This window comes from Rhodovulum tesquicola (assembly GCF_024128855.1).
GTDB lineage: Bacteria > Pseudomonadota > Alphaproteobacteria > Rhodobacterales > Rhodobacteraceae > Rhodovulum > Rhodovulum tesquicola.
This window is the reverse complement of sequence record NZ_JAMYDV010000015.1, coordinates 50427-74128: the sequence shown is the minus strand read 5'-3', so window position 1 is coordinate 74128 and position 23702 is coordinate 50427. Positions and strand designations below refer to the sequence as shown.

Genomic DNA, 23702 nt, shown 5'->3' with positions numbered 1-23702 from the left:
ACGGGTTTGCCGTCACGGCTGTCGGGGTAGGGCACGCCCGCAACTTCAAGGATGGTTGCCGGGACGTCCATGACATGCGTCAGACTGTCGGCGATGCGGGCGCCGCCCTGCACGCCATGGCCTGCAACGATGGCCGGAACGCGGATACCGCCTTCGGACAGGAAGCCCTTGAACATGCGGAGCGGACCGGCACCGGCCTGTGCCCAGGCGGGGCCATACTGGATGAAGGTGCCCGTCCTGCCCCAATCCTCGAACCGGCTGTTGTCCCAGGGGGCGCCCATCGGCATCGCGTTGCCCTCGGGGCCGTTGTCCGACAGGACGAAGATCAGCGTGTCTTCATACAGGCCCGCGGTTTTCAGATAGCCGATGAGCCCGCCGATATTCGCGTCCATGTGCTTGAGCATCCCGGCGTAAAGCTCCATCCGGCGGGCCGAGTCGCGCTTTTCCTCGTCCGACAGATCGTCCCAGGCGGGCACGCCCGGCAGCCGCGGGAAGACCGTCGCCTCCGGGTCGAGGATGCCCAGCGTCTTCATCCGTTCGATCCGGGCGGCGCGCAGGGCGTCATAGCCGTCGTCGTAGCGGCCCGCATAGCGGTCGCGCCAGTCGTCGGGCAGCTGGAACGGGTCATGCGGGGCCTGCATGGCGAGGTAGGCGAAGAACGGCTTGCCGTCGGCGCGATGCTCCTCGATGTTGTCGATGATCGCCGCGGTGTAATCCACGCTGGAGTGGAACCCGGGCCGCAGCGCCCTCAGCAATTCACCGTTGTAGGTGTAGGGCTGCCGCTCGCCCCTTGCGCCCCACATGTCGTCCAGATGGCTGCCGCCGCCGGGGATGAGAGAGAGGTCGCGCTGGAATCCGCGCGCCGCCGGCCAGTGCTCGGGCTCATCGCCCAGGTGCCATTTCCCGGCCATGAAGGTGTTGTAGCCCGCCTCTGCCAGCAGGGCCGGGAGGGGTGCCACGCGGTCGCTCAGGTGGCCCTCGTAGCCCGGCGCGCCCACCTGGTTGGGGGCCGTGAACTCGGCCATGCTGCCCACGCCCGCGGCGTGGTTGTCGGTGCCGGACAGCAGCATCGAGCGCGTCAAGCTTCGGGGTCTGGATCTCGCCGCCGAAACTGCCGAGATCCGCATAGCCGGCGTCGTCGGCCACGATCAGCAGGATGTTGGGCCGGTCGTCCTGCGCCCTTGCATGCCCGGCCGCGATCAGCGTCAGGCAGGTCACCGCGACCCATGTTGTCCACCGCCACCCAGTGCAGCGCATCTCGACCAGTGCCACCTTCAATCCCCTATATTGCGCAGGATGCGTTCAAGAAACCGGACTCGGCCCGCGGTCAGAACCGGTAGGTCGCGCCGATGATCGGACCCGAGAAATCCAGCGACGCCTTGCCGTAATCGGTGTCCCACTCGGCCTCGAGATAGCGATAGCCGCCCTGGAGGGTCCATTTCTGGTTCAGGCGGTATCCGACCGTGGCAAGCGCCTGCCAGCTGCTGGTGTCGCCGGTGCCGCCCGCATCGAGGGTGAGCGTGCCGAACCATTTCTCGTTGAAGGCCATCGACAGCCTTGCGGCCAGGACCGGATCGACCCAGTCCTTGTCGTGGCCGAAATCCCGGGTGGGATTGCCCCCCGTGCCGACAAGTTTCGTGTCGACCGAGGTCCAGAACGCCCGCAAGCCCGCGCCGATGTCGAAGGCGACATTGGCGTCCTCGTGCACGCGGTAGGTCAGGTAGGTGCTGACGACCGTGATCTCGCTTTTGGCCTCGACCTTCGAGAACAGCGCGCCGTTCGGTGTCGGGCCGCCGGCCGAGAGCTTGAAATAGAGCAGGTCGCCAATTGCGCCCCACGGCCCGTTGCGCGCCTCGACCATGCCCATATAGGCGAAGTCGAGCGCGTCCAGCGCATCGCTGAAGCTGAGTTCGGCGCTCGCTTCGCCGAATGGCGTGTCGGCGGTCACACCGGTATCGTTCACCCACAGATAGCCGGTCAGATCGAAGGTCCAGCCACTGTCCTGTGCGACGGCCGGACCCGCTGTCAGGGCCAGCAGCGCGGCAACACCGGCTGTCCGTTGAAGTCGCGTTGTCGGCATTCTTCCCTCCCCCGGGGCATGGCGACCTTGTCGATGTCCACACATGCCTTGTTCGTCCTGCACGCAAGCCCCGGCAAACCGCAGACGCGATTCCGACCGGACGCCCTTTGTGCAACGATCCGGAATTAACCCTGTCGGCGCAAGAAACTCCGCGCGTTGGGCGGTGTCATGCCGCCGGAAATGGCGCGGAAAGACAAATCGCGGGGGCGCCCCGTCCGTTCAGGTCCTGTCGCGCCGGCAAAGGGTCCGGGGCAAGGTGCCCGTCCAGCGGCGGACGGCCCGGGTCAGCGAGGATTGCTGTCCGTAGCCGAGTTGCGCCGCGATCGCGCCCGAACTTCGCCCGCCCGCATCGAAATCCGCAAGGGCCAGATCGCGGCGCACCGAGTCCAGCAGGCGCGAGAAGGTGGTGCCCTCCGCGCCCAGGCGGCGTTGCAGCGTGCGCACGCTGAGCCCGGCCGCGGCGGCGATCCGCTCGACCTTTGGCGTGTCTTCGGACAGCATGGCCCGCATGACGATCCGGACCGACATGCCCAGGGATCCGTCACCACGCAGTGGTGTCCGGTCGGCGGCGGGGTCGGGTGCCGGTCGATCCACCGTCAGGGGCCGCAGCGGCCGGTCCGCCACGCGCGCGGGCACGAACAGGGTCAGCGCCCTGTCGGCCGATGCCTCGACCGTCTCGCCGAAACATGCACGCAGATGCGCCAGGTCGTGAACCGGATGGGGCACCAGGGCGACGCGGTCGAAGACCGGCAGCGGAGCGCCCGCATGGTTGCAGACCGACTGGATCAGGGCGGCAACGTATTGCCGCACCAGATGCAGGGTCTCGTCATCCATGCGCAGCCCCCACGCCTCGCGCAGGGTCATGCCGCCGGGCGTGGATCGGATCGTGATGATCTCGTTCGTGGTATGGTGCGGCAGCAAGGTCGCCACGGACAACAGGGCCTCGCGCACGCTTGCCGAGTCGAGGGCGGCCACGCCGATCGCGCCGAGTTCCCTGACGCTTGACTGCGCCACGATCCGGCAGGCGAAATCCGGCCTCTCGATCCTGTTCGCTCGCCGCGCGCAAGAAGGCGATGGCCGGACGCAGCGGGATCGGCATCCCCGGGTCGCCTTTCAACACATATCCGAGATCGACCTTTCGCAGCCAGTCCTCGGCGGGCCGACCATTGGCCTGCATCCAGAGGATGAAGGGCATGAGCGCCCCCGCACGGATCAGCGGAATCATGGCGGCGAGGGTCTGTCATTGGCATTCGGCATTGCTCAAGCTCAGCACGATCCGGCACGCAAAGACAAGTTAACTGTTCGTTCAGGGGCAATCCTATCCCGCAAGATGCGGCGGGTCAGGTCATTGCAATGACAGCAGCGTGCCGTCGCCCGGGTTGGCCGCCAGCCCGCGCGCAAGTGCTGCGCGCGCGGCCTCGGGATCGCCCATCGCGGCGTGCAGGCGGACCACCATTGACCAGGCGTCCACGATCTGCGGATCGAGCGTCACCGCCCGCTCGAACGCCCGAAGCGCGGTCGCGAATTCGCGCGCCTGAAAGGCGGCGCCACCGATCTGCAGATGCGTCTCGGGGAAATCGGCGCGCAGCGTCAGTGCATCCCACCAATCCTGCCGGGCCTTGGCCAGCGCAGCACCCCGGGGCGTTGCGGGATCGGCGGGCATGTCGGCCAGCGCCTTTGCCGCCGCCTCGCGGACCGAGCGCAGCGGGTCCGACAGAAGCGGCTCAAGCCGGGCTATGCGATCCTCGGGCGGAAGGCTGCGCAGGGCACCGGCGGCCGCGCCGCGCACCAGCGGGTCGGGATCGGCCAGCAGCCGGGTGACACGCGCGGCCGCGTCCATGTCCGCGACCGCGCCCAGCAGGTCCAGCGCGGTGGCGCGGACGATGCCGGGGCCATCCGACCAGTCCGCCAGATCCAGCAGCAGCGGCGCCTGCGCCTGCGGATCGCGGCGCGCCGCGGCAAAGGTCGTCGCGTGGTGCGGGCCGCGATAGGCGCTGTCGGGGAAGCGCGCCGCCAGTTCCGCCGCCGCCCAGGCCGCGTCGCGGTCGGTGTGGCAATCGGTGCAGGCATCGGGCGATCCGGTCGCGGCAAGGTCGGGGCGGGGCACGCGGAAGCTGTGGTCGCGCCGGGCGTCGATGCCCATATAGGTGCGCTCGATCATGTGGCAGGAGACGCATTGCGCGCCCGCGCTGTCCTCGGCGTGGAAATGGTGTTCGGGGTCGTCATAGGGTTTGGGCGTCAGCGTCGGGAAGTCGGGATTGCCCGCGGGGGAATGGCATTGCGTGCAGACGGCGTTGCCCTCGGCGATCAGGCGGGCCGAATGCGGCTCGTGGCAGGTGGAACAGCGCACGCCCCGCGCGTGCATCTTCGATTGCAGGAACGAGCCGCCCTCGAACACCTCGTCGAGGATCGAGCCGTCGGGGTGATAGAGGCCCTCGCGCAGCAGCGAGATCGAGAAGGCATCGTGATAGTCGGTGCCGGGCAGCGGGTTGCCGTCCTGCATCGCCTCGCGGCGCGAATGGCAGGTCAGGCATTGCATGACCTCGGCCTGCTGCGATGCGCCCAGATCGACCGTCAGCCCCATGAGCGGCAGTGCGGCGGGTCGGTCGCGTGGCATTCGGCGCAGCGCGCCTCCCAGCTCTTGTAGGGGCCGGTCCAGTGGAACCCGTCGCCGGGCGGAACGACCTGGTCGGGGAACACCGGATACCAGCGTTCGCGCTCGACATCCCAGGCGATGTCGTAGGTCTGGGTCCGGCCCGGTTCAGGCGACAGAAGGTATTGCTGCAAAGGATCGACGCCCGCGACGCCGACGACCGGATAGGCGCGGCGCACACCGTCGGGGCCGTCCGTCTCGATCAGGTATGTTGCACCGTCGCGGAAGAACCGCGTCACCTGGCCGCCATGTTCGAAGGTGACGTTGCCGAAATCGCCCAGGACCGTGGTCTCGTCCGGCAGCGTCCAGGCCTTCGCATGGTCGGACCCCGCCCAGTCGGCCGCAATGTCATCATGGCAGGCCGTGCAGATCGCCGAACCCACATGGCCAGGTTCTGCCGAAGCCGCGCAGGCTCCGGCGACAAGCATAACAAGCCCCGCGACGGCGGCGATGCGGGGCACGGGCAAGCCGAACCGCCCGGCCGCGCCGAGAACGCCCGGCCGTCCCATCTAGTTCCCGAGGATCCGGATCGGGGTGGAGACAAGGAGCTGTCCGATGGTGGGCGTATCGGCCGCGTCGAAGCTGCCGACCGAATTCAGCCCCGCGCCGATCAACTGGACCACTTCCGGCGATCCGGCGAATTTCGAATGGCTTCCGGAACTGGAATCGTCGATTTCCGACAGGTCGATGACCGTCAGGCCGAGTTTTTCAAGCTCCGTCGTGTTCGCCGCGCCGACCCGCGGAACGCCCCCCGCGATGACCGAGGACACGCGGAGCGCCTTGTCGTCCGCGGAGACAAGAAGGTAGATCTTCTTGCGGATCCTCGGCGGAAGCTGGGCAAGCTGGGTACGGAACAGGTCGAGGTCGATATCGGGCGAGGCCAGCATGATATGGTTGATCTCTCCCCGGCGCCCCAGCGTGCCGGCCTGTTGCAGGTCCAGCAGACCTTCCATGGTCAGCAGGGTGCCCATCGAGTGGGCGAAGACGTCCGCACTCTCTGCCCGGGTCCCGGCCATGATGTCGGCCACCTCCTTGATCTTGCCCCGGGCGACGAGCGCGCTGTTGAGTCATGGACATAGCGCGGCGTGCTGGCCGCCGAGGCCCAGGTCAGGAGGGTCGGCACGCCCTGAAAGCCGGTATCCTCGACGAATTGCGCCAGCCGCAGCACCGCATCGCTGGCCGTGTTGTTGTAGCCGTGGACGAACAGCAGCAGCTTGCGCTCGCCCCTCGGCCGGGAGGCAAGCTCGCGGTTGAGCGCGGAGATCATGTCGGCGTCCCCGCCATGGACGACCGGATCGACGACCGTGAATTCCGTCCGCGGGTCGGGCGGCAGCCGCCTGGGCCGTTCGATCTGTCCGATCACATGGGTCGGCGGGATCGTGACCTCGACCGAGGCCAGGCCAAGTTCCGCCGCACGGCCGGTCGACAGGAAGACGCCGGGCTCGGCGGAGGGCGTCCGTGTCGAGGCGATGAAGATGCGGTGCCGGGTCACGTCGGGCACGGCATCGACCGCGACGGAGGGGTTTGCCACACCGATGAGTTCCGGCGGACGGCTGCACCCGGCCAGCAGGATGGCAGTCAGCACCAGCAGGACGGGCAGGAAAGGACGACGCGCGGATGTGCCGGGCATGGGGCCTTCTCCTGCTTCGGTCGGTCTGTCCGATTCCCGAACCTTCCGAAGGTTGGCCAATGTCGGGCAATTCGTCTTGCCGCCGGGGAGGTCGGCCATGAGTTTTTTCGCGAAGGGCAGGGGGCGACACATCACGCCCCGGCCCCGGTCCATCGGGGCGCCCGCGCCTGCCCGGATATCCGTCACGGGATCGTCCTGGCATGCGGGCTCAGCCTTTCGGGAACAGGAAGCTCACGAACAGCCTTGCGCCCCAGCCTTCGGGGCTGGACGGGCGGCTTTCGGCCCAGTAGCGCACCCCGCCGCCGATGCTGACCGGCTGCTTGCCGATCATCGTCACCTTCGAGACCTGGAGGTTGTCGGGATCGTCCAGTCCTCGTCCTCCCGGTCATAGCTGGCCTCGGAATTGACCGTGAAGGTCCATGCCTCGGGCGTGGTGTAGGCAATGAAGGGTTGCAGGAAGGTGGTGCTGATGTCGGCGCGGTCGTCATCGCCCGCAACCGACCAGATATGATTGGCCAGCGCGCCCACCGTCCATGGTCCCGACTGCGTCAGCGCCACGCCGGTCAGGCCGGCGCCCCATTTCTCGCCGCCCGGAAGGTCGTCGGTTGCCGTCGGAAGCAGGAAGACCGGCCCCCCCCCCCGGATCAGCTTGCCGAAGGCGGGTTTCACCCGCGAGAAGAACAGGCTGACCGTGGTATCGCCCAGCCCGAACTGATCGCCGGAACCGGGAAGGATGTCGTCCTGCGACAGGATCGGCACGATCACGCGGGTGATCAGGTTCCAGTCCGCGTTCAGCGAGACCGGGATGACCGGCTGGATGTTGAAGGTCAGCCGCGTGCCGTCATCGTCCGCGCCGATATTGGAATCGAAGTTCCCCTGGATGGGCACGCTGATCAGCGACGAAATCGGGTTGGAGGCCTGCCTTGCCAGGTCCCGCGCATCCTGTGCCCGTGCCGCCGGGGCGATGGCGAGCGCCGCGAGCGCCAGAAGCGACCGGCGCGCCGCCGGGGGCAGGGCAGGGGCCGTCGCGGGACGGTTCGGGGGCGTCATGGTGTCTTCCTCCGTCAAGCGGCCGGGGGCGATGCCGAAACCGGATCCGGGGCGCCGCCCGATCGGATCGGCCCCGAAACCGCCGCGGTCCGCGATCAGTCGATGACGACCACCACATATTGCCCGCCATAGGGCTGGTAATAGGTCGCGCCGCATTGGTAGTAGCTGGCGCCATTGATGGTGACGGTCACGCATCCGGCGGGGAGGGTGGCGATATAGACCGTGGTGCGGCGCACGATCCGCCGGGTCGTCCGGCGCGCGACGCCCGCGGCGCTGACAGGGGTCGCAGGCCGCCCGACACGGGCCTCGGCCTGTTTCACGACCCCTTCGCCCGTGATCCAGAGCAACGGATCGGGTTCGGCGGCCACCGCGAAGGCCAGCACGGCCAGGCCGATCATCCGGCGGCGCATATTTCCCCTGGGCATTGCCCTTACCCCTCTGCGATGATTTCAAGACCGTCCAGGGTCAGCGGATCGACCTCGGTCGATCCCTCGGGCGGCGTGAAGCCGTAGGTTTCGGCATCCGTCGCCACGCCCGGCGTGACGTCCCAGAGCTGGACCGAGAATGTCGGCGCCGCCGTCACCCACTTGCTGGTGATGACATACTTCACCGGGACCGGATCGCCCTCGGACTGCACCTGGAGTTGCCAGTCGATCTCCGCCGCGCGATAGAGAAGGTGATGGGCGCTGCCCCCACCGACCGTGACCTCGTCCATGTGGCGGCCGGTTTCGACCTCGTATATCAGCCCCTCGTAGGGGTTGGCATAGAGCAGGTCGGCCCCGCCGGTCACCGCGGTCCCCAGCACCGCCCTGACCTCGTCGATCGCGGCATCTATGCCGCCCTCGACCGGGATGAACAGGTGCATTGCCAGGGCCTCGTTCGCGATGGCGACGCGCGTGCCGTCGAACACGATGGTGGTCTGGCCGGCAGGCCCCTTGCGGGTGACATGGAAGCCGGTTTCCCGGTCGAGGACCATCTGGCCGGTCGCGGTCGGTTGCACCCTGGCCCCGTCGCGCATCAGGATGTCGGTCGAGGCATCCGCGGTCACGCTGAAGCTGCCCAGACCGGCCAGATAATCCGACGTCGCGTGAAGGATGTCGTCCGCCCTGGGGTCGATATCCTGTGCGCTGGCCGTCGATACCGTCATCGAGGCGGTGATCAGTGTCACGGCCACGACCGGTCAACCCTTCTTCAAGCGACCCATCGGCGTCTCCTCCCGGAGGTGACATTCCTGCGCCAGAATGGCTCCCACCCCTGGGGCGTCGTCGACCTGAAGCTTGCCTGCCACATCTCCGGCGCGAACATTCTGGCGCATGATGACAAGAAGCCACCGGCTGCGCCGCAATCCCTCGGCCTGACGCGGCGCGCGCATGATCCGGGCATCGGAGCAACGGATCTTCCCCTCGGGCTCTCGTCCTGCATCCTGCCGGAAAATTCCATGACGGCATCCGCCGAACCATCGGGGGGCCATGTCGCACGGCCATGACCCTTCCGGGGCGATCCGGGGTGGGGTGACATGCGTTTGCCCTTGCATCGTCGAATGACGATCTATACTGATCGTCCGTGAACGATACATGGGGGCGCGTGCATGCTAGATCGGAACAGGGCTGGTCCGTCCCCGGTGGTCGAGGCCGATCGGGTTGCCGCCCTCGCCAAGGCGCTGGCGCATCCGGCGCGGGTCAGGATCGTCGCCTTCCTGCTGTCCAGGCCCGGCTGCATCGGCGGCGACATCGTGGATCAGGTCGGGCTGGCGCAATCGACGGTTTCGGAACATCTGCGGATCCTCAAGGAGGCGGGGATCGTGCAGGGCGCCATCGAATATCCCCGGATCTGCTATTCGCTCGATCCCACGGCGCTTGCCCCGCTCGGGGCGCTGATCGAGGCCATCGCGGCCCGCCCGCCCGCGGCCGAGGCGCCCTGTTGCCACACGCCCGAAGGCTGCATCCCCAGGGCAAGCGCCCGATGACCGCCCCGGCCGCCCAAGACCCCGCGAACCTGGCCCGATGGGTCGGGCACAGCCCCGTCCCAGCCTGACCCCGAAAGGAACAACGCATGCCTGTCTTCGAACGGTTTCTGTCCATCTGGGTCGCGCTTGCGATTCTCGCCGGGCTGGGGCTGGGCCAGATCGCGCCGGGGCTGGTCGGGTTCCTGGCGGGGCTGGAATACGGCTCGGTCAATTTCGTCGTGGCGGTCCTGATCTGGTTCATGGTCTACCCGATGATGGTGGGCGTCGATTTCTCGTCGCTGGCGCGCATCCATGAACGGCCCAAGGGGCTGATCATCACGCTGGCGGTGAACTGGCTGATCAAGCCCTTCACCATGGCCGCGCTGGGCGTGCTGTTCTTCGAATGGGTCTTTGCCCCCTTCATCGAGCCGGGCACGGCGGGGCAGTATATCGCGGGCATGATCCTGCTGGGGGCCGCGCCCTGCACGGCGATGGTGTTCGTCTGGTCACATCTGACCCGGGGCGATCCGAACTACACGCTGGTCCAGGTCTCGCTGAACGATGTCATCATGGTCTTTGCCTTCGCGCCCATCGTCGCGCTGCTGCTGGGCGTGACCGATATCACCGTGCCCTGGGAAACGCTGGTGCTGTCGGTGGTTCTGTATGTCGTCATCCCGCTGACGGCGGGCGTGATCACCCGGCTCTGGCTGACACGCGGCGCGGCCAGCCCCGCCCAGGGCGAGGCGCGCGTCGCGGCCTTTACCGGCCGGATCAAGCCCCTGTCGGTGCTGGGCCTGCTGGCGACCGTGGTGCTGCTGTTCGGCTTCCAGGGCGAGGTGATCCTGGACCGGCCGCTGGTGATCGCGATGATCGCGCTGCCGCTGCTGATCCAGTCCTACGGGATGTTCGCGGTCGCCTATTGGGCGGCCAGGGCCTGGCGGGTGCCGCATAACGTGGCCGCCCCTTGCGCGCTGATCGGCACGTCGAATTTCTTCGAACTGGCCGTAGCGGTCGCCATCGGGCTGTTCGGGCTGAATTCCATCGCCGCGCTGGTCACCGTGGTCGGCGTGCTGGTCGAGGTGCCGGTGATGCTGTCGCTGGTCTGGTTCGCCAACCGCACCACCCACTGGTTCCCGGCCGAGGAAAGCGCGATCCGCACCTCCAGACCCAGGGAGCAGAGCTGATGTTTCGCACCGCATTGATCGCGCTGGATTTTTCGGCCGCAGAAGGGCCGATGCTGGACTGCCTGACCGACCTGCGCGCCATGGGCGTTTCCCGCGTGGTCCTGACCCATGTGGTGAGGCTGGGCTATGGCCAGGGGGCGAGCCATGGCCACGAGGACGCGCTGAAGGACTGGCTGGGCAAGCGCGCCGCGCCGCTGCGCGAGGCGGGGCTTGCGGTCGAGATCGACATCCGCGCCGCGGGCGCGGTGGCGAAGGACATCCTGCAAGCGGCCAGCGATCATGGTGCCGACCTGATCGTGATCGGCTCGCGCGGGCAGAACTTGATCCGCGGCCTGTTCCTGGGCTCGGTCGCGCGCGAGGTGCTGCACGACAGCCCCCTGCCGGTGCGGCTGGAATGGATCGACGCGAACGAGGACGAGCGCTGCGCGCGGGCGTGCACGGGCGGGCTGACCCGCATCCTGCTGGCCACCGATTTCTCGCAGAAATCGCAATCCGCCGAGGCGGCGGCCATCGCGCTGGGCGGCGCGGGCGTGTCCGTCGATGTCGTGCATGTGCTGACCCAGGACGAGCGCCGCATCTACGCGCGCTGGCCCCAGATGGCGCGGGTGGCGCTTGCCCATATCGCCGACGACATCCGCGCCGCGGGCGGGCGGGCCGAGACTCACCTGCTGGACGGCAAGCCCTCGGAGGAGATCGCGCGCCTTGCGGCCGAGCACGGAAGCGACCTGATCGTGGTCGGCAAGCATGGCCGGAACCGGGTCGGAAGCCGGATCATCGGCTCGACCGCCGCCAGCTTGTGCGAAACCGCCCGCCGCCCCGTGCTGATGGTGCCTCTCGGGAAGGATGCGGACTGAGCGCGGCATCGACAGGCCCCGACGGCGGACCGCGCGCATGGCCGATGCCCGCGAGGCGGGGCGGTTGACCGGGTCGAAGGCCCCGGATCGTTCAGGGAAAGGGAGACGGCAGGCCATGGCGGCGATCATTCGCGGATGTCCCGGCACGGCGCTTTCCATTCCGATGCAGCACGAGAAGGAAAAGGAAGCCTATGCCCTCGGCGAGGCGCTGTTCTGTCGCCGGGCGTCGATGCTGGATTATTCCTGAGCCACTTGCCACGGCAACAGCGGCGCCCGCCCTTCGGGCAACGGCCCGGTCAGATCGGACGACATGGGCGGACCCGATCCGGCGGCCCGCATCCGATGACGGGCAGGATGGCCAACTCGGTCCAGCGTCGGATCAAGCCTGACATGCAGCCTTTCGCCGGGCAGCGGGACCGCCGAACCCCCGATTGCCGGATCGCCCGACAGATGTGGGGCGACACGGGCGCCCCGTGCAGAGTAGGGCGGACGGCCGCACCAGATGGCAGGCCGTGCTGCGGCCGAACCCCACGGCATCGGGTTTCATTCGCCCAGCCCCATGCGGGCCAGGTAGTCCATGGATGCCCTGATCCCCGCCTTGTCGCCCAGTTCCAGGATCAGGCGCGGCCTGACCTCCAGCGCGGCGATGGCGCGGAACACGGCCGGCCACAGGATCGTGCCTTCGCCGATGGCCCAGTGCCGGTCGGCATGGCCGTCGGCATCCTGAAGGTGGACATGGTCCAGCAGCGCACCCGCCGCCGTGACGAAGTAATCCACCGGCGGCGCGCCGGTGCTGCCATGGGCATAATGCGCATGCCCCGTGTCGAGCGACAGCCGCAGCGCCGGAGAGCCGAAGCTTTCGACCAGGCGCTGGCGGTCCCTCGGGTCGATATCCTCGATATTCTCCATCACCAGGGTAACCCCCTGATCCTCGGCCCGCCGGACCGCGGCGCCGATGCAGGCATGGACATTGTCCATCAGGTTGCGGCGGTTGTCGGGGTAATTGTCGAGATTTTTGTAATCCCAGGTCGTGTAGGGCGAATGGATGACCATGTGGGTCGCCCCGACCGCCGCGCAGACATCCAGCCCCTGATCCATGCGGCGGGCCACCACGCGCTGCACCTCCGGGTCGGAGGTCGCGATGCCGAAGCCCCAGAACGGCCCGTGAATGCCCAACCGCCCGGTATAGCCGTCCAGCAGCTTGCGGGTATGGGCGGCTTCGGCCGACCAGTCGCCATCCAGCACAGCGGCGGTGTGAAAGGCCTGCAATTCCAGGTCGCGGTTCTTTTCCAGAATCCAGTCGCGCCAGATTTCAAGACCGGCGGTGTCCAGAGCGGCACCGATAACGGGAAGCGCCATGATATCTCCTGATGTCGCAAGATCCGGTCCGGCTAGACCGCGGACATGACCGCGGCGTGACGCTGCGCCGAAGCTTTTCTGACAGGGGGCGGCGACCGGATACCCGGCATGGGTGCGATCAGGGGTGTTCTGGAATAGTCTTTCCTCCGGGACGTTCTAGACCACATGACAGGAAATGCCAGAGGGGTCCCGGGACCATGCAACGGCAAAATCGTCTTCTGTCCGTCGGCCTCTGGCTGGTGATCCTTCTGGGCCTTGCGCCCCTGATCCTGAGCGAGCCGAGCCTGGGCGGGTGGCATGTCGCCTGGGCGGACGACGATGACGACGACGACGATGATGATGATGATGACGACGATGACCGCCGGGGCGGCGGCAACGCGTTTCGCCCGGGCAATGAGCGGAACCTGTTCCCATGGACCCGTCGGTCCGAGCCGCGTGTCATGCGCCGCCAGCCGGCCCCGGCGGCCCGCCCGCGTCCCGACTTCCTGCCCGAGATCGTCGTCACCGATCTTTCCGATGCCGACCTGTCCATACTGCTCGCCGAGGGCTACACGCTCATCGAACGCCGCACGGTGACAACGCTTGCCGTGACGCTGGACCGCCTTTCCGCGCCGAGCGGCGTGCCCCTCGAGGCCGCGCGCGACCGGGTCAGGCTGTTGACCAGCGGCGACGACGCCGATTTCAACCATCTCTACCGCGCGACCCAGGCAGAGCCCGTGGCGCTGTCCGCCCCGACCTGTGCGCACGAGAATTGCGCCGCCTGGGCGGCAATCGGCTGGCCGGGCGCGCGTGTCGCCACCGAAAGCTGCCCCGTGACCACAAGCATCGGCCTGATCGACACCGGGATAAACCCCGCGCACGAGATCATCGACACGGCGCGGCTTGACCTGATCGCACGGCTGGGCGCGCAGGCATCCTCCGGCGCGATTCACGGCACCGCCATCGCTTCGCTCCTGGTCGGGTCGGACCGCTCCCGCGTGCCGGGCCTCTTGCCACGGGCCGAGATCCTGGCGGTGGACGTGTTCACCCGCGTCGCCGAGGATGAGCGCGCCGATGTCGCCGCGCTGGTCGAGGGGCTGGACCTTCTGGCGGCGCGGCAGGTGCGGCTTTACAACCTGTCGCTGGCCGGCCCACCCAACAGCTTGCTGGCCCGGATGCTCGACCGGCTGACCGATCCGGCGGGGCTGGATGCCGTGATCGTCTCCGCCGCCGGGAATGGCGGCCCGACCGCGCCCCCGGCCTGGCCCGGCGCGCATCCCCATGTCATCGCCGTCACCGCCGTCGATACGCGCGGCCGGGTCTTTCCGCAGGCGCAGCGCGGCGACCATCTGGCCCTTGCTGCGCCGGGCGTGAACCTTCTGGCCGCGACATCGGTGCGCGGGGCGCGCGGCAAGAGCGGCACCTCCTTCGCCGTGCCCTTCGTCACCGCCACCGCAGCCGTGCTGATGTCGCGGCCCGTGCCGCAATCCGGGGCAAAGGTGCGCGCGACGCTGGCCGTGACGGCGCGCGATCTGGGCATGCCGGGGCATGATGCGATCTTTGGCCACGGGCTTGTTTCGGCCGAGGGAATTTGTCCCTGATTGCGGAATAGGGGGCGCCCCGGCGCGTTGTCCCATCGGACAATATCCAAGGGAGCCCGCCATGTTCCGCTTTACGCCACCCGCGACGATCCGCTTTTCCTGCCAGCCCGAGGACGAGGGCGTGATCGCCCCGCCCGTTCCGGCCAAATCCTATCTGCCCGACTGGTTCCGCAGGCTTCCGCCCGTGGATCCCGCCATCGAAAGCCCGACCAATACCGGCCTGACCGTCAAGCGCTGCCTTCCGTTTCTGGACGCGATGACAACCGGATGGATCATTCCGCTGGCCGCTACCGTGCGTCTCGGCATTGCCGATGGCGGCACCCGTGTCGAATCCGGCTGGGATTTCGACCGCGCCATGGTGGAAAGCCACGGCATGCACCAGGTCAAGGGCAACCCGATGGGCAACCGCCCGCCCTGCAAGTTCATCAATTTCTGGACGATCACCACGCCGCCGGGCTGGAGCTGCCTGTTCGTCAATCCGCTGAACCGCCCGAATGGCGTGTTCGAGATTGCGGCGGGCGTGGTCGATACCGACACCTATCGCAGCCCGATCCATTTCCCGTTCTTCGCCACCGCCGAGGACGGGCTTTACACCATCGAGAAGGGATCGCCCATCGTCCAGGTGATCCCGTTCAAGCGCGACACCACCGCGCTTGCGGCCGATATCGGCGTCGAGCATCCCGAAGAAGCCGCCCTGCGCAACAGGATCCTGCGCAACACGCAGGCCGGAACCGGCTGGTATCGGCTATTCGCCCGCGCCGAGCGGTAAGCGGCCCGACGCTTGACGGACCACAGCCCCGAAGGCTTTCCTTCGGGGCTGTTATTTTGACCGGTTGGCCATTCCAAAAGGAAACGGCCCCCGAAGGGGCCGCCCCGGTACCGGAATTGGCCTGTCGGCTCAATCGTCGTCCCGGCCCCGGCCGGAGGAATTGGACGACGAGTTGGACGAGGAGTTGGACGAACTGTTGCTGGACGAGTTCGACGAGCTGTTCGAGGAACTGTTCGAAGAGCTGTTCGAGGAACTGTTGCTGGACGAGTTCGACGAGGAATTCGAATTGCTGTTGCTGTTGCTGTTGCTGTTGGAATTCGAATTGGACCGGCCATCGCCGCCAAAGCCCCATTTGCGGTCCGATTTGCGCAGCTTGAACTGGACCTTCTCGATGCCGTCATCGACCACGGACTGCGCCGCGGCGGGCAGTTTCGGCATGGAGATTCCGGCCTGGGCCCCAAGCGGCAAAAGGGCAAGCAACGTCGCCGGAAGGATCAGCTTGATGGGTTTCATCGGTTCTTCCTTTTTTTCAGACACAAGGTCACCTCCTTGCATCTGGAAAACGATCACGACCGCCCGTTATTCCCGAAACCCGGTCAATCCACGAAAAAAAGCGCCGCCCGCGCGCCGCCCTTTTCCCGATTTGCAGCACCCGGGCAAAACGCGCCCCTGTCCGCGGCCTGCGGCACTGCTCAGGGCTGCCAGCCGCGCGCAATCGCCGCCGCTTCCGCCGCGGCATCAAGCGCCATGCCCGCGCCCATCCGGTCAAGCCAGGGCGTCAGGGCCTCGGTTTCCACGCCACCGGCCGGGACATAGCCCTGGTCCCTGACCGCCTCGGGCAGGGGTTCCGACAGCGCGACCTCGACCTGCCAGCTCGTCCCGCGCCGACAGGCCAGCAGCATGTCCAGCCGGTTCGCCGCGCGGTCGATCACCTCGACCTCGCGGCAGGGCCCCGTCGGCGTGGGCAACGTCGCAAGGATGGTCAGGTCCGACCCGGCCCCGACGCCGACGGTCCGGCCCGATGGCAGGGCTTGCAGATGGTCATGCAGCGCGCTGTCCGTCGCAACCGGACCAAGCGCCAGACTGAATTCGGGCGCGCGCGGCAGCAGCACGACGGCCAGCGCAATCGACGCCGCAAGCGCAAGCCCCCCCGCCGCCAGAACGGGGCGGCGCGGCAGGGCAATGACCTTCGGCGCGGCCTTGCGCCCCTCGATCGCCGCAAGGATGGCCGGGGGAACGGGGTCGGAGATCGGCCCCGCAAAGGCCCGGGCCAGCGCCTCGTTCGCGGCCATCAGGTCATCGATAAAGGCCTGGTCCCCGGGATGATCCGCCAGGTGGATCACCACCGCCGCGGCGTCTTCGGGCGACAATTCCCCGTCCGCAAAGGCGGCCAGGCGATCCTTGTCCATCGTGGTTTCGCGCATCATTGGCGCCCCCCTGCACTCAGGCCAAGCTTCGGCAGCAACGCCCCGCGCGCCCGCGACAGCCGGCTCATCACCGTCCCGATCGGAAGCTGCAAGGTCTAGGCCACCTCGCGGTAGCTGAGGCCCTCGATGGCGACAAGCGCAAGAACCTCGCGTTGCCCCGGCGGCAGGTCGGCCATGGCGCTGCGGGCCCGGGCCAGCATCATGCGATCCTCCGGCAGGTTCGCCGCCTTTCCGTGGTCGGACAGGTTCGCGTGATCCGGATCCACCGCCGCGCCCCGACGCGCCACCTTGCGCCGGTCGTCAAGCCACAGGTTCTGGATGATGCGATACATCCAACTGTCCATCCGCGTGCCGGGCACGAACTGCCCTTCATTGCGCAAGGCCCGCTCGCAGGCCGCCTGCACCAGATCGTCCGCGTCCTGCATGTTGCCTGCAAGGCTCAGGGCAAAGCGCCGGAGCCGTGGCACCAGCGCGACAAGGTCATTCTGGAACTTCGCCCTCGTCCTGTCGGTCATCTTGCCCCCGCCTGTATCCGGACATCCGGCTGACAACGCCCGCCCCGGCGGATTATTCCATCCTGACCCGCCCCCCGTAAAATGGAACCCGCCCCGGCCCTTGGCAGCGCAGGGCGAAACCCGGAACCATACGCGAAAAGGCCCCGGCATCGCTGCCGGGGCCTGTCATCCGTGGCCATTGATCGCGGCTCAAGGCCGCGGGATCACTCGACCTTGCCGATGGACCAGAACAGCGTCTCGCCCGAGGCGTCCTGCACCCCGTCATTGTCGGTCACGGCCCAGCCGATCCCGGCGGCGTCGATGGCGAAACCCTCGACCTTGTCCTGCACATAGCCGTTCAGCACCAGAAGGTCGGGGATCAGGTCGCGCACCAGTTCCTTGCTCACCACCGGCAGCGTGCCGCCCAGCTCGGCGGGTTCAAGCTGCGCGACGGGCACGCGGTACAGCCGCTTGACCGCCTCGTCCGTGCCGATGCGGTTGTCGCGTTCGATGACATAGGCCCAGTCGCCATGGATGGTGATCTCGCTCAGCCCCATCCAGGCCCCGTCCGCCGGGCTGTCCAGCGGGTAATGCACCGCGCCCCAGGTCTTCTCCTGGGTGTCATAGGCCACGAGCTTGGCAAAGCCCTTGGGGTCGTCCTTCCACTCGCGCTGCACGGCAAGCCAGAGCGTATCGCCCAGAACCGACACGCCCTCGAAGCCGAACCGGATCTCGTGGTTCAGAAGCTCGGGGGGCAGCCCGATTTCCTGCCGGATCTCGCCACGGCCATCCACGCGCAGGATCGCATGCGGCGTCAGCCGGTCGGTCCGGCCCTCGCTGGCCAGCCAGAACCCGCCATCCCCCGTCAGCGCGATCCCCTCAAGGTCAAGCTTCTGCGCCGGGAAGCCATTGCGCGTCACCACCGTCTTGGCGGTGATGCGGGCGGGGGTCTGGCTGGCGTCGATGGTGTAGATGCCCGCCTGGTTCGCATAGACGCTGTCCGACACCGCATAAAGGATGCCCGGCCGTTCGGCATCCGCGACAAGACCCGACAGCGCGCCCCAGCCGATCAGCGTCTCCGCGCCGGCCGCGGTGATCGTCGGATAGGCCGCCGGCGCTTCCTGCCATTCATAGATCATCACATGGCTGCCCGCGCTGCCATCCTCGCGCCCGTCGAACTCGTTCGCGGTGACCAGCAGGTTGCGCTGCGGGATGGCCACGATCCCCTCCGGGCTGATCCCCGAGGGCAGGAGTTGATGCAGCCGCGGCGCGGCGGGGTCGGTGATGTCGTAGACGCCCACGACCGAGGACCGCTCGGACGCCACGAACACCATCGGGATGCCGCCGAAACTGCCGGTCTCCATCCCCTCGGGCTCCACGCCCTTGGAATGGCTGCGATGCTCGGGATAATGGCCGATCTCGATGATCGCATGTTCGAAGGACGCGCCCGCATCCCAGACCGGCGTCCCGTCGCGGCGGAAGATCGACCAGCCGCGCGTGCCACCGTTCCAGTCGCCCTCGTTGGCAAAGGCGACGTGATCGGCATCGATCCACTTCACCGCGTCGGGTTCGCGCGGGATCGGGCCCTTGGTGCCGGTGAACTCCAGCGCGCCGTTGCGGCGGGTGTCGATCCCCTCGACGGTCACCTCGCCCGCGCTGAAATGCGCGCTCACCGTGCCGTCAACGCCGATGATGACGATGTGATTGTTCTCCTGCAACGTCACGACGATTTCGCCCGCCGCGTTCACATCCACGAATTCGGGTTCGGGATCCTCGGGCGCGATGTCGGCAAGCCCGGTGACGTCGATCACCTGCTTCGCCGCGCAATCCGCCACCCCGTCCCGCACCGGCAGCTTGACGACAAAGCCCGCGGGCATCTGCGGCAGGCCGCCATCGCCCAGGTCCTCGTCGCGCTCGTTCTCGATGGCGACGGCAAGGAAGCTGCCATCGGGCGCCTTGGCCACCGCGTCGGGCTGGCCGCCAAGGTCGCATTCGGCGGTGATCTCGCGGGTCGCCGGGTCGATGGTGACCAGCTTGCCCGAGGGATTGGCAAAGCTTTCCGACGTGTTGACGCCCGCGAACACGCGGTCGCCGATGAACACGGCCGTCGTCGGCTCGCCGCCCATCTCGATATTGCCCATCGCCCGGGGCGCGCGCGGGTCGGTGATATCGACCAGGCCGATCACGCCCAGCGGGCTGTCGCTATAGACAAGCGTCATCCCGTCCTCCGAGGCCGAGACGATCTCGGCCGAGGACTCGCGCGCCATGTCCTCGCCCGCTTCCATGTTGGCGGTCACGGGAAAGCTGGTGATCCGGTTGAAATTGCTCTCGGCAAGGGCGCCGGAGGCGACGAGGGCGAAGAACGAGGTCAAGAGGACAGGGCGCAGGTGCATGGGATTCCCGACAGCTGTGATTGCGCCTGCGACATGGCAGGCGTCGGTGACAGTTGTGTGACGATCGGGCCGAACCTCCGACCGCCTGGCGATGTCGAAAGCCCCGGCCTGTGACATTCTGTCAGGCCCCGGCCCTTTGTCACATCCCTGTTGGACAGTTGCGTTAGCGCCACCCTGTTGGAACTGGAAAGGTTCCATGAGCCACATTCCCAGCCAGACAGGACATCCCCAAATGACCAAGCTCTCCCTTCTTTGCGGCACCGCCGCGCTGGCGCTGACCGCCGGCGCCGCGCTGGCCGCCGATATCGTCTCGGTCGAGTTCACCGACACGCCCGCGCCGCAGGAAACCGCCGAGATGCTGACGACCCACAGCAAATCCTCGGCCATCGTGCGCTACAGCGACGGCACCACCAGGGAATTCCCGCTGTCCTATGTGTCGATGTTCAAGACCACGGACAAGCTGGGCGATCACGCCGCCGCGCAACTGTTCGACGCCAAGGGCGAGCCGCTGATGGACATGAATGGCGATCCGGTCATCGCCGAGACGCCGGATGCCAACAGCCTGCTGAACGTGGACGGCAACCTGTTCATGGTGACCCATTACGAATACGACTGGATCCTCGCCAATGGCGGCGAGGCGCGCCGCGCCGAGGGCTGGTATTCGCGCATGCCGATGTCGATGTCGGTGACGTCGGTCGAACAGGGCGAAGACGGCATGCTGAAGGCGAGTTCGGTCAAGCCGATCGACTTCTCGGGCGTCGATGGCCTGTGGATCCCCTGCGCCGGCGGCCCGACGCCGTGGAACACCCATCTCGGCTCGGAAGAGGATTACGACCTCTACTTCCAGGCCGTCTCGGGCGAGAAGAACCTGAAAAAGACCACCGAGGGTCTGCGCGCGCTCAGCGAGATGTATCTGGGCGGCGCCGAGGCCAACCCCTATCACTACGGCTACATCCCCGAGGTGACCGTCAAGGCCGATGGCTCGACCGAGGTGGTCAAGCACTACTCGATGGGCCGCGCCACCTGGGAACTCGCCCGCGTGATGCCCGACAGCCGCACCGCCTATTTCGGCGATGACGGCGACCATGTCGCGCTGTTCATGTATGTCGCCGACACCGCCGAGGACCTGTCCGCCGGTGCCCTCTACGCCGCGCGCTGGAACCAGGTTTCGGGCGAGGGTGGCGGCTCCGCCACGCTGGACTGGGTCAAGCTGGGCCACGCCACCGATGCCGAGGTCAAGGCGATCATCGACAGCGGCGTGACCTTCGACGACATCTTCGAGTCGACCACCGCCGAGGCGACCCCGGACTGGACCGCGCAGGGCTACAGGATGATCCGCGCCGGCCATTCGGGCGACGAGATCCTGCGCCTGAAGGACGGCATGGAGAAGGCCGCGGCCTTCCTCGAATCCCGCCGTTACGCGGGCTATCTGGGCGCCACGACCGAGTTCAACAAGATGGAAGGCGTCGACGCCGACCCGAAGAAGAAGAACCTCTACGTCGCCATGTCCTATAGCGAAAAGGGCATGCAGACCGAAGAGGGCGCCCCCCAGGACCACATCCAGGTCGAGAAGATCGTGGCCGGTGCGACCTACGAGGTCGCGATGGATGGCGGCCGCGTCGATACCGATGGCGAGGCGATCAATTCGGACTGGGTCGGCACCGCGATGCGGGTTCCCTCCGCGCTGCTGGGCGAGGATATCCCGGTTGACGCGCTGGGCAACGTGGCCCATCCCGACAAGGTCGCCAACCCCGACAACCTGTTCTTCTCGCCCGCGATGCGCACGCTCTTCATCGGCGAGGACTCGGGGACGCATGTCAACAACTTCGTCTGGGCCTACAATGTCGATACCGGCAAGCTGACCCGCATCCTCAGCCAGGCGTCCGGCGCCGAGGCCACCGGCCTGCAGGTCGTCGACAACCTGAATGGCCACGCCTATGTCATGGCCAACAACCAGCACCAGGGCGAGTGGATCTCCTCGATGCCCGAGGATGTCGTCGCCCGGCTCGAGGCCGCCGCGATCGAGATGTACGGCACCAACGCCCACGGCACGCCGAACTACAAGCTCGAAGCCCATGTCGGCTATCTGGGCGGCATGCCCGGTCTCTGATCCGACCCGTTGATATCGGGGCCGGGCCTGTTCATCGGGCCCGGCCCCTGCCGTTCGCACGACCTTTCCCGACTGGCACAAGGGGCTGATCCATGCACCGCTTCCCGCTTCGCACCGCTTCGCTGGCCGGGGCCAGCCTGATCGCGCTGACCGGCGCCGCCGCCGCGGAAGACTATGCCGCGCCGCTGATCGGCAGCTACATCTCGCGCGCGCAGATGCCGAACCCCTATGCCCACATTCCCGCCCAGTGCTATATCGAGACTGCGGGCGGCACCCAGAACCCCTGCCAGGTCTGCCATACCGACGGGCTGGCCAATCGCCGCTTCGGCAACAACGCGCCGCAGGGCGGGGCCTCGCCCTTCATCGGCGATCTGACGGCCGAATACGCCTTTGCCGCGCTGCGCCATCCGTTCCAGCCCAATGGCTCGATCAATCCCTGGGAAAACACGCTGTTCCCCGAGAAACTGCGCGCCGCAGTGGCCGCGGCGGGCCATGACCCCGCCGCCTGGGACATGGAAACCTGGATCCGCCAGGACAACTGGTCCGCCGCCGTCGCCCGCCGCCCCGGCGATGCGCGGGCCTGGGACAGCGGCGCCCGCGACGACCCGTTCCGCCTGTTCCCCGCGCTCGCGCCCGCCGACCTGCCCGCCGATGAGGACGGGTTCGTGCGCAGCGACCGCGAAGAGGGCGCCTTCTTCAATGACGGGCGCGGCTGGATCACCGGTTGGCGGTCTGTCAATTTCGTGCCCCACGGCATCTTCACGCCGCTGACCGGGTCGGTCTCGGGCATCTATATCCGCCTGCCCGAACGGTTCATGAAGGATGACGCGGGCAATTTCGACCTCGCCACCTATGCCGCCAATCTGGACCTTGTCGCCGCGGCGGTGTCCGACCACCTGCCCGCCGACGCGCCCGCCACCTATCGCGGCGCCGCCACCGACATCCCCGTCCAGCCCGGCCTTTATCCGCAGGGGACCGAGTTCGCCCACCCGCTGCACTATGTCGACACCGCCGCCGATGGCAGCGATGGCGCGCCGGGCCGCTTCCCCGGGGCCCGCGCCGACCGGGTCAAGGAAATCCGCTACATGTACAAGGTCCGGCGCTTCGACCCCGAATATGCCGGGCCCGAGATCAAGGAGGAAAGCGCCCCCGCCTATGCCAACCGCAAGGAGGGCTGGATCGACAATGGCGCGGGCTGGATCCTCGCAGGCTGGATCGAGGATGCCGACGGCAGCCTGCGCGTCCAGACGGCCTCGGAACTGGTGCAATGCGTGGGCTGCCATTCCGGCCATGAACCGCAGCGCGAAACCGGCGGGCATGCGACCTTTCAATCCGGCGTGGGCGTGACCATCGACAGCACCTGGGCGCTGCCCCGCCGCCTGCCCGGCGCTTCGGGTTGGGGCGAGAATACCGCGATGGGCTATCGCGCGCCCGAGGCCGAGGGCAGCATCGGCCGGTCCTCCTGGCCCGACCCGATCAACCGGGCGATGCAGACCGGCGAATTCGCCCATTTCCTGGAACATGTCGTGGGGGTCAGCCTCTATGGCGACATGCCCGCCAGCGTCGAGGCGTTCCTTGCCGCGACGATCCGCACCGATAACGGCTATTCCGCCGACTGGCCGGCCTTGGTGACGGACACGGCTGAAAGCTATGTCGGCGCGCAGCGCCTGCGCGCCGCGCTGCTGAAGGAACTGACCGCCAAGGGCGATCATCTGGACGCGGACGGCAATCTGGCGGGGGAACTGCTCTACCCGCCGCACTCCGCCGCGCTGGCGGCCGCGCGCGGCTACCGCATGGTCGTGGCCACCCAGCGCTACGATTTCGGCAAGGACGTGTTTCCCGAAACCCCCGTGACCTTCCGCTACTTCCGCGAGGATGCGACCGCTTTCGCGCATCAGGACGGCACGCCCTACACCGTGGGGGAAATCGTCATCGACCGCCCCATCGACGAGGACCGCACCAGCCTGACCTGGGGCGTGGGCATCGCCCCGACCGAGATCACGGACTCGCCCGATTACCAGCCCATCCTGGACTACCTTTCCGCCAACGAGTGACCCGCCGCGGCGCCGATGCCGAAGGTCCGCGGCAAACGGAAGGCGCCCGAAACCCCGTCATCAGGCTGGCCACCGACCCGGATTCGCGGCAACAAGACGACAATTCCCGTTTGCCCCGGA

General features: G+C 67.6%; 25 protein-coding genes. 9 read left to right on the top strand and 16 right to left on the bottom strand.

Annotation, left to right across the window (positions count from 1 at the left end; translation table 11 throughout):
* From NHN26_RS12960 to NHN26_RS12915, 11 genes are all read right to left on the bottom strand, one after another.
* A partial coding sequence (locus NHN26_RS12960; RefSeq protein ID WP_354595936.1) for a sulfatase-like hydrolase/transferase occupies positions 1-1070 on the bottom strand: 1070 nt, incomplete at its 3' end.
* Between the two features lie 257 nt (positions 1071-1327).
* Positions 1328-2080 carry a putative porin gene (locus NHN26_RS12955; RefSeq protein ID WP_253089825.1) on the bottom strand — a complete coding sequence of 251 codons (753 nt, stop codon included), beginning with the start codon at positions 2078-2080 and terminating at the stop codon, positions 1328-1330.
* A 219-nt stretch (positions 2081-2299) separates the two neighbouring features.
* On the bottom strand, positions 2300-3124 hold the full coding sequence (locus NHN26_RS17605; protein WP_354595937.1) for a helix-turn-helix domain-containing protein: 825 nt from the start codon (positions 3122-3124) through the stop codon (positions 2300-2302).
* A 301-nt stretch (positions 3125-3425) separates the two neighbouring features.
* Complete coding sequence (locus tag NHN26_RS12945; protein ID WP_253089823.1) at positions 3426-4697, bottom strand: HEAT repeat domain-containing protein; 1272 nt, start codon at positions 4695-4697, stop codon at positions 3426-3428.
* Complete coding sequence (locus NHN26_RS12940) at positions 4655-5242, bottom strand: cytochrome c family protein (protein WP_253089822.1); 588 nt, start codon at positions 5240-5242, stop codon at positions 4655-4657. The genes NHN26_RS12945 and NHN26_RS12940 overlap by 43 nt, the downstream gene beginning before the upstream one ends.
* Positions 5243-5749, bottom strand: coding sequence for an alpha/beta hydrolase (locus NHN26_RS12935; protein WP_253089821.1), 507 nt, complete (start codon positions 5747-5749; stop codon positions 5243-5245).
* Positions 5689-6363 carry an alpha/beta hydrolase gene (locus NHN26_RS12930; protein WP_253089820.1) on the bottom strand — a complete coding sequence of 225 codons (675 nt, stop codon included), beginning with the start codon at positions 6361-6363 and terminating at the stop codon, positions 5689-5691. The genes NHN26_RS12935 and NHN26_RS12930 overlap by 61 nt, the downstream gene beginning before the upstream one ends.
* A gap of 208 nt (positions 6364-6571) precedes the next feature.
* Positions 6572-6694 (bottom strand): hypothetical protein, encoded by a 123-nt coding sequence (locus tag NHN26_RS17515; RefSeq protein ID WP_290442964.1) that lies wholly within the window; start codon positions 6692-6694, stop codon positions 6572-6574.
* Between the two features lie 2 nt (positions 6695-6696).
* Positions 6697-7413: a transporter gene (locus NHN26_RS12925; protein WP_253089819.1), complete on the bottom strand. Its 717-nt coding sequence runs from the start codon at positions 7411-7413 to the stop codon at positions 6697-6699.
* Positions 7414-7508: 95 nt separating this feature from the next.
* On the bottom strand, positions 7509-7838 hold the full coding sequence (locus NHN26_RS12920; protein ID WP_253089818.1) for a hypothetical protein: 330 nt from the start codon (positions 7836-7838) through the stop codon (positions 7509-7511).
* A 5-nt stretch (positions 7839-7843) separates the two neighbouring features.
* On the bottom strand, positions 7844-8581 hold the full coding sequence (locus NHN26_RS12915) for a DUF2092 domain-containing protein (protein ID WP_253089817.1): 738 nt from the start codon (positions 8579-8581) through the stop codon (positions 7844-7846).
* Positions 8582-8635: 54 nt separating this feature from the next.
* On the opposite strand from NHN26_RS12915, the gene NHN26_RS12910 reads away from it, so the two are divergent.
* The 5 genes from NHN26_RS12910 (at position 8636) to NHN26_RS17510 (ending at position 11643) form a co-directional block, all read left to right on the top strand.
* On the top strand, positions 8636-8899 hold the full coding sequence (locus NHN26_RS12910; RefSeq protein ID WP_253089816.1) for a hypothetical protein: 264 nt from the start codon (positions 8636-8638) through the stop codon (positions 8897-8899).
* A 102-nt stretch (positions 8900-9001) separates the two neighbouring features.
* Complete coding sequence (locus NHN26_RS12905) at positions 9002-9379, top strand: ArsR/SmtB family transcription factor (RefSeq protein ID WP_253089815.1); 378 nt, start codon at positions 9002-9004, stop codon at positions 9377-9379.
* Positions 9380-9465: 86 nt separating this feature from the next.
* Positions 9466-10542, top strand: a complete 1077-nt coding sequence (gene arsB, locus NHN26_RS12900; RefSeq protein ID WP_253089814.1) for an ACR3 family arsenite efflux transporter — start codon at positions 9466-9468, stop codon at positions 10540-10542.
* On the top strand, positions 10542-11396 hold the full coding sequence (locus NHN26_RS12895) for a universal stress protein (RefSeq protein ID WP_253089813.1): 855 nt from the start codon (positions 10542-10544) through the stop codon (positions 11394-11396). The genes arsB and NHN26_RS12895 overlap by 1 nt, the downstream gene beginning before the upstream one ends.
* 115 nt (positions 11397-11511) lie before the next feature.
* On the top strand, positions 11512-11643 hold the full coding sequence (locus tag NHN26_RS17510) for a hypothetical protein (protein WP_290442963.1): 132 nt from the start codon (positions 11512-11514) through the stop codon (positions 11641-11643).
* A gap of 296 nt (positions 11644-11939) precedes the next feature.
* Here NHN26_RS17510 and NHN26_RS12890 read toward each other — a convergent pair whose 3' ends face one another.
* Positions 11940-12755 (bottom strand): sugar phosphate isomerase/epimerase family protein, encoded by an 816-nt coding sequence (locus NHN26_RS12890; protein ID WP_253089812.1) that lies wholly within the window; start codon positions 12753-12755, stop codon positions 11940-11942.
* 197 nt (positions 12756-12952) lie between these two features.
* Here NHN26_RS12890 and NHN26_RS12885 point away from each other — a divergent pair, with 197 nt between their 5' ends.
* Together NHN26_RS12885 and NHN26_RS12880 are read left to right on the top strand one after the other, a co-directional pair.
* Positions 12953-14335: a S8 family serine peptidase gene (locus NHN26_RS12885; protein ID WP_253089811.1), complete on the top strand. Its 1383-nt coding sequence runs from the start codon at positions 12953-12955 to the stop codon at positions 14333-14335.
* 61 nt (positions 14336-14396) lie between these two features.
* On the top strand, positions 14397-15104 hold the full coding sequence (locus NHN26_RS12880) for a hypothetical protein (protein WP_253089810.1): 708 nt from the start codon (positions 14397-14399) through the stop codon (positions 15102-15104).
* A gap of 129 nt (positions 15105-15233) precedes the next feature.
* Here NHN26_RS12880 and NHN26_RS12875 read toward each other — a convergent pair whose 3' ends face one another.
* The 4 genes from NHN26_RS12875 to NHN26_RS12860 all read right to left on the bottom strand — a co-directional run bounded on the left by NHN26_RS12875 (position 15234) and on the right by NHN26_RS12860 (position 19418).
* Positions 15234-15674, bottom strand: a complete 441-nt coding sequence (locus NHN26_RS12875) for a hypothetical protein (RefSeq protein ID WP_253089809.1) — start codon at positions 15672-15674, stop codon at positions 15234-15236.
* Between the two features lie 122 nt (positions 15675-15796).
* Positions 15797-16528: an anti-sigma factor family protein gene (locus NHN26_RS12870; RefSeq protein WP_253089808.1), complete on the bottom strand. Its 732-nt coding sequence runs from the start codon at positions 16526-16528 to the stop codon at positions 15797-15799.
* Between the two features lie 98 nt (positions 16529-16626).
* Positions 16627-17046, bottom strand: a complete 420-nt coding sequence (locus tag NHN26_RS12865; RefSeq protein WP_253089807.1) for an RNA polymerase sigma factor — start codon at positions 17044-17046, stop codon at positions 16627-16629.
* 203 nt (positions 17047-17249) lie between these two features.
* A complete protein-coding gene (locus NHN26_RS12860) occupies positions 17250-19418 on the bottom strand; it encodes an esterase-like activity of phytase family protein (protein WP_253089806.1) in 2169 nt (722 codons plus the stop codon).
* A 232-nt stretch (positions 19419-19650) separates the two neighbouring features.
* On the opposite strand from NHN26_RS12860, the gene NHN26_RS12855 reads away from it, so the two are divergent.
* On the top strand, positions 19651-21528 hold the full coding sequence (locus NHN26_RS12855; protein WP_253089805.1) for a PhoX family protein: 1878 nt from the start codon (positions 19651-19653) through the stop codon (positions 21526-21528).
* Positions 21529-21620: 92 nt separating this feature from the next.
* Positions 21621-23582 carry an Aq_1262 family (lipo)protein gene (locus NHN26_RS12850; protein WP_253089804.1) on the top strand — a complete coding sequence of 654 codons (1962 nt, stop codon included), beginning with the start codon at positions 21621-21623 and terminating at the stop codon, positions 23580-23582.
* Positions 23583-23702 lie beyond the last annotated feature (120 nt).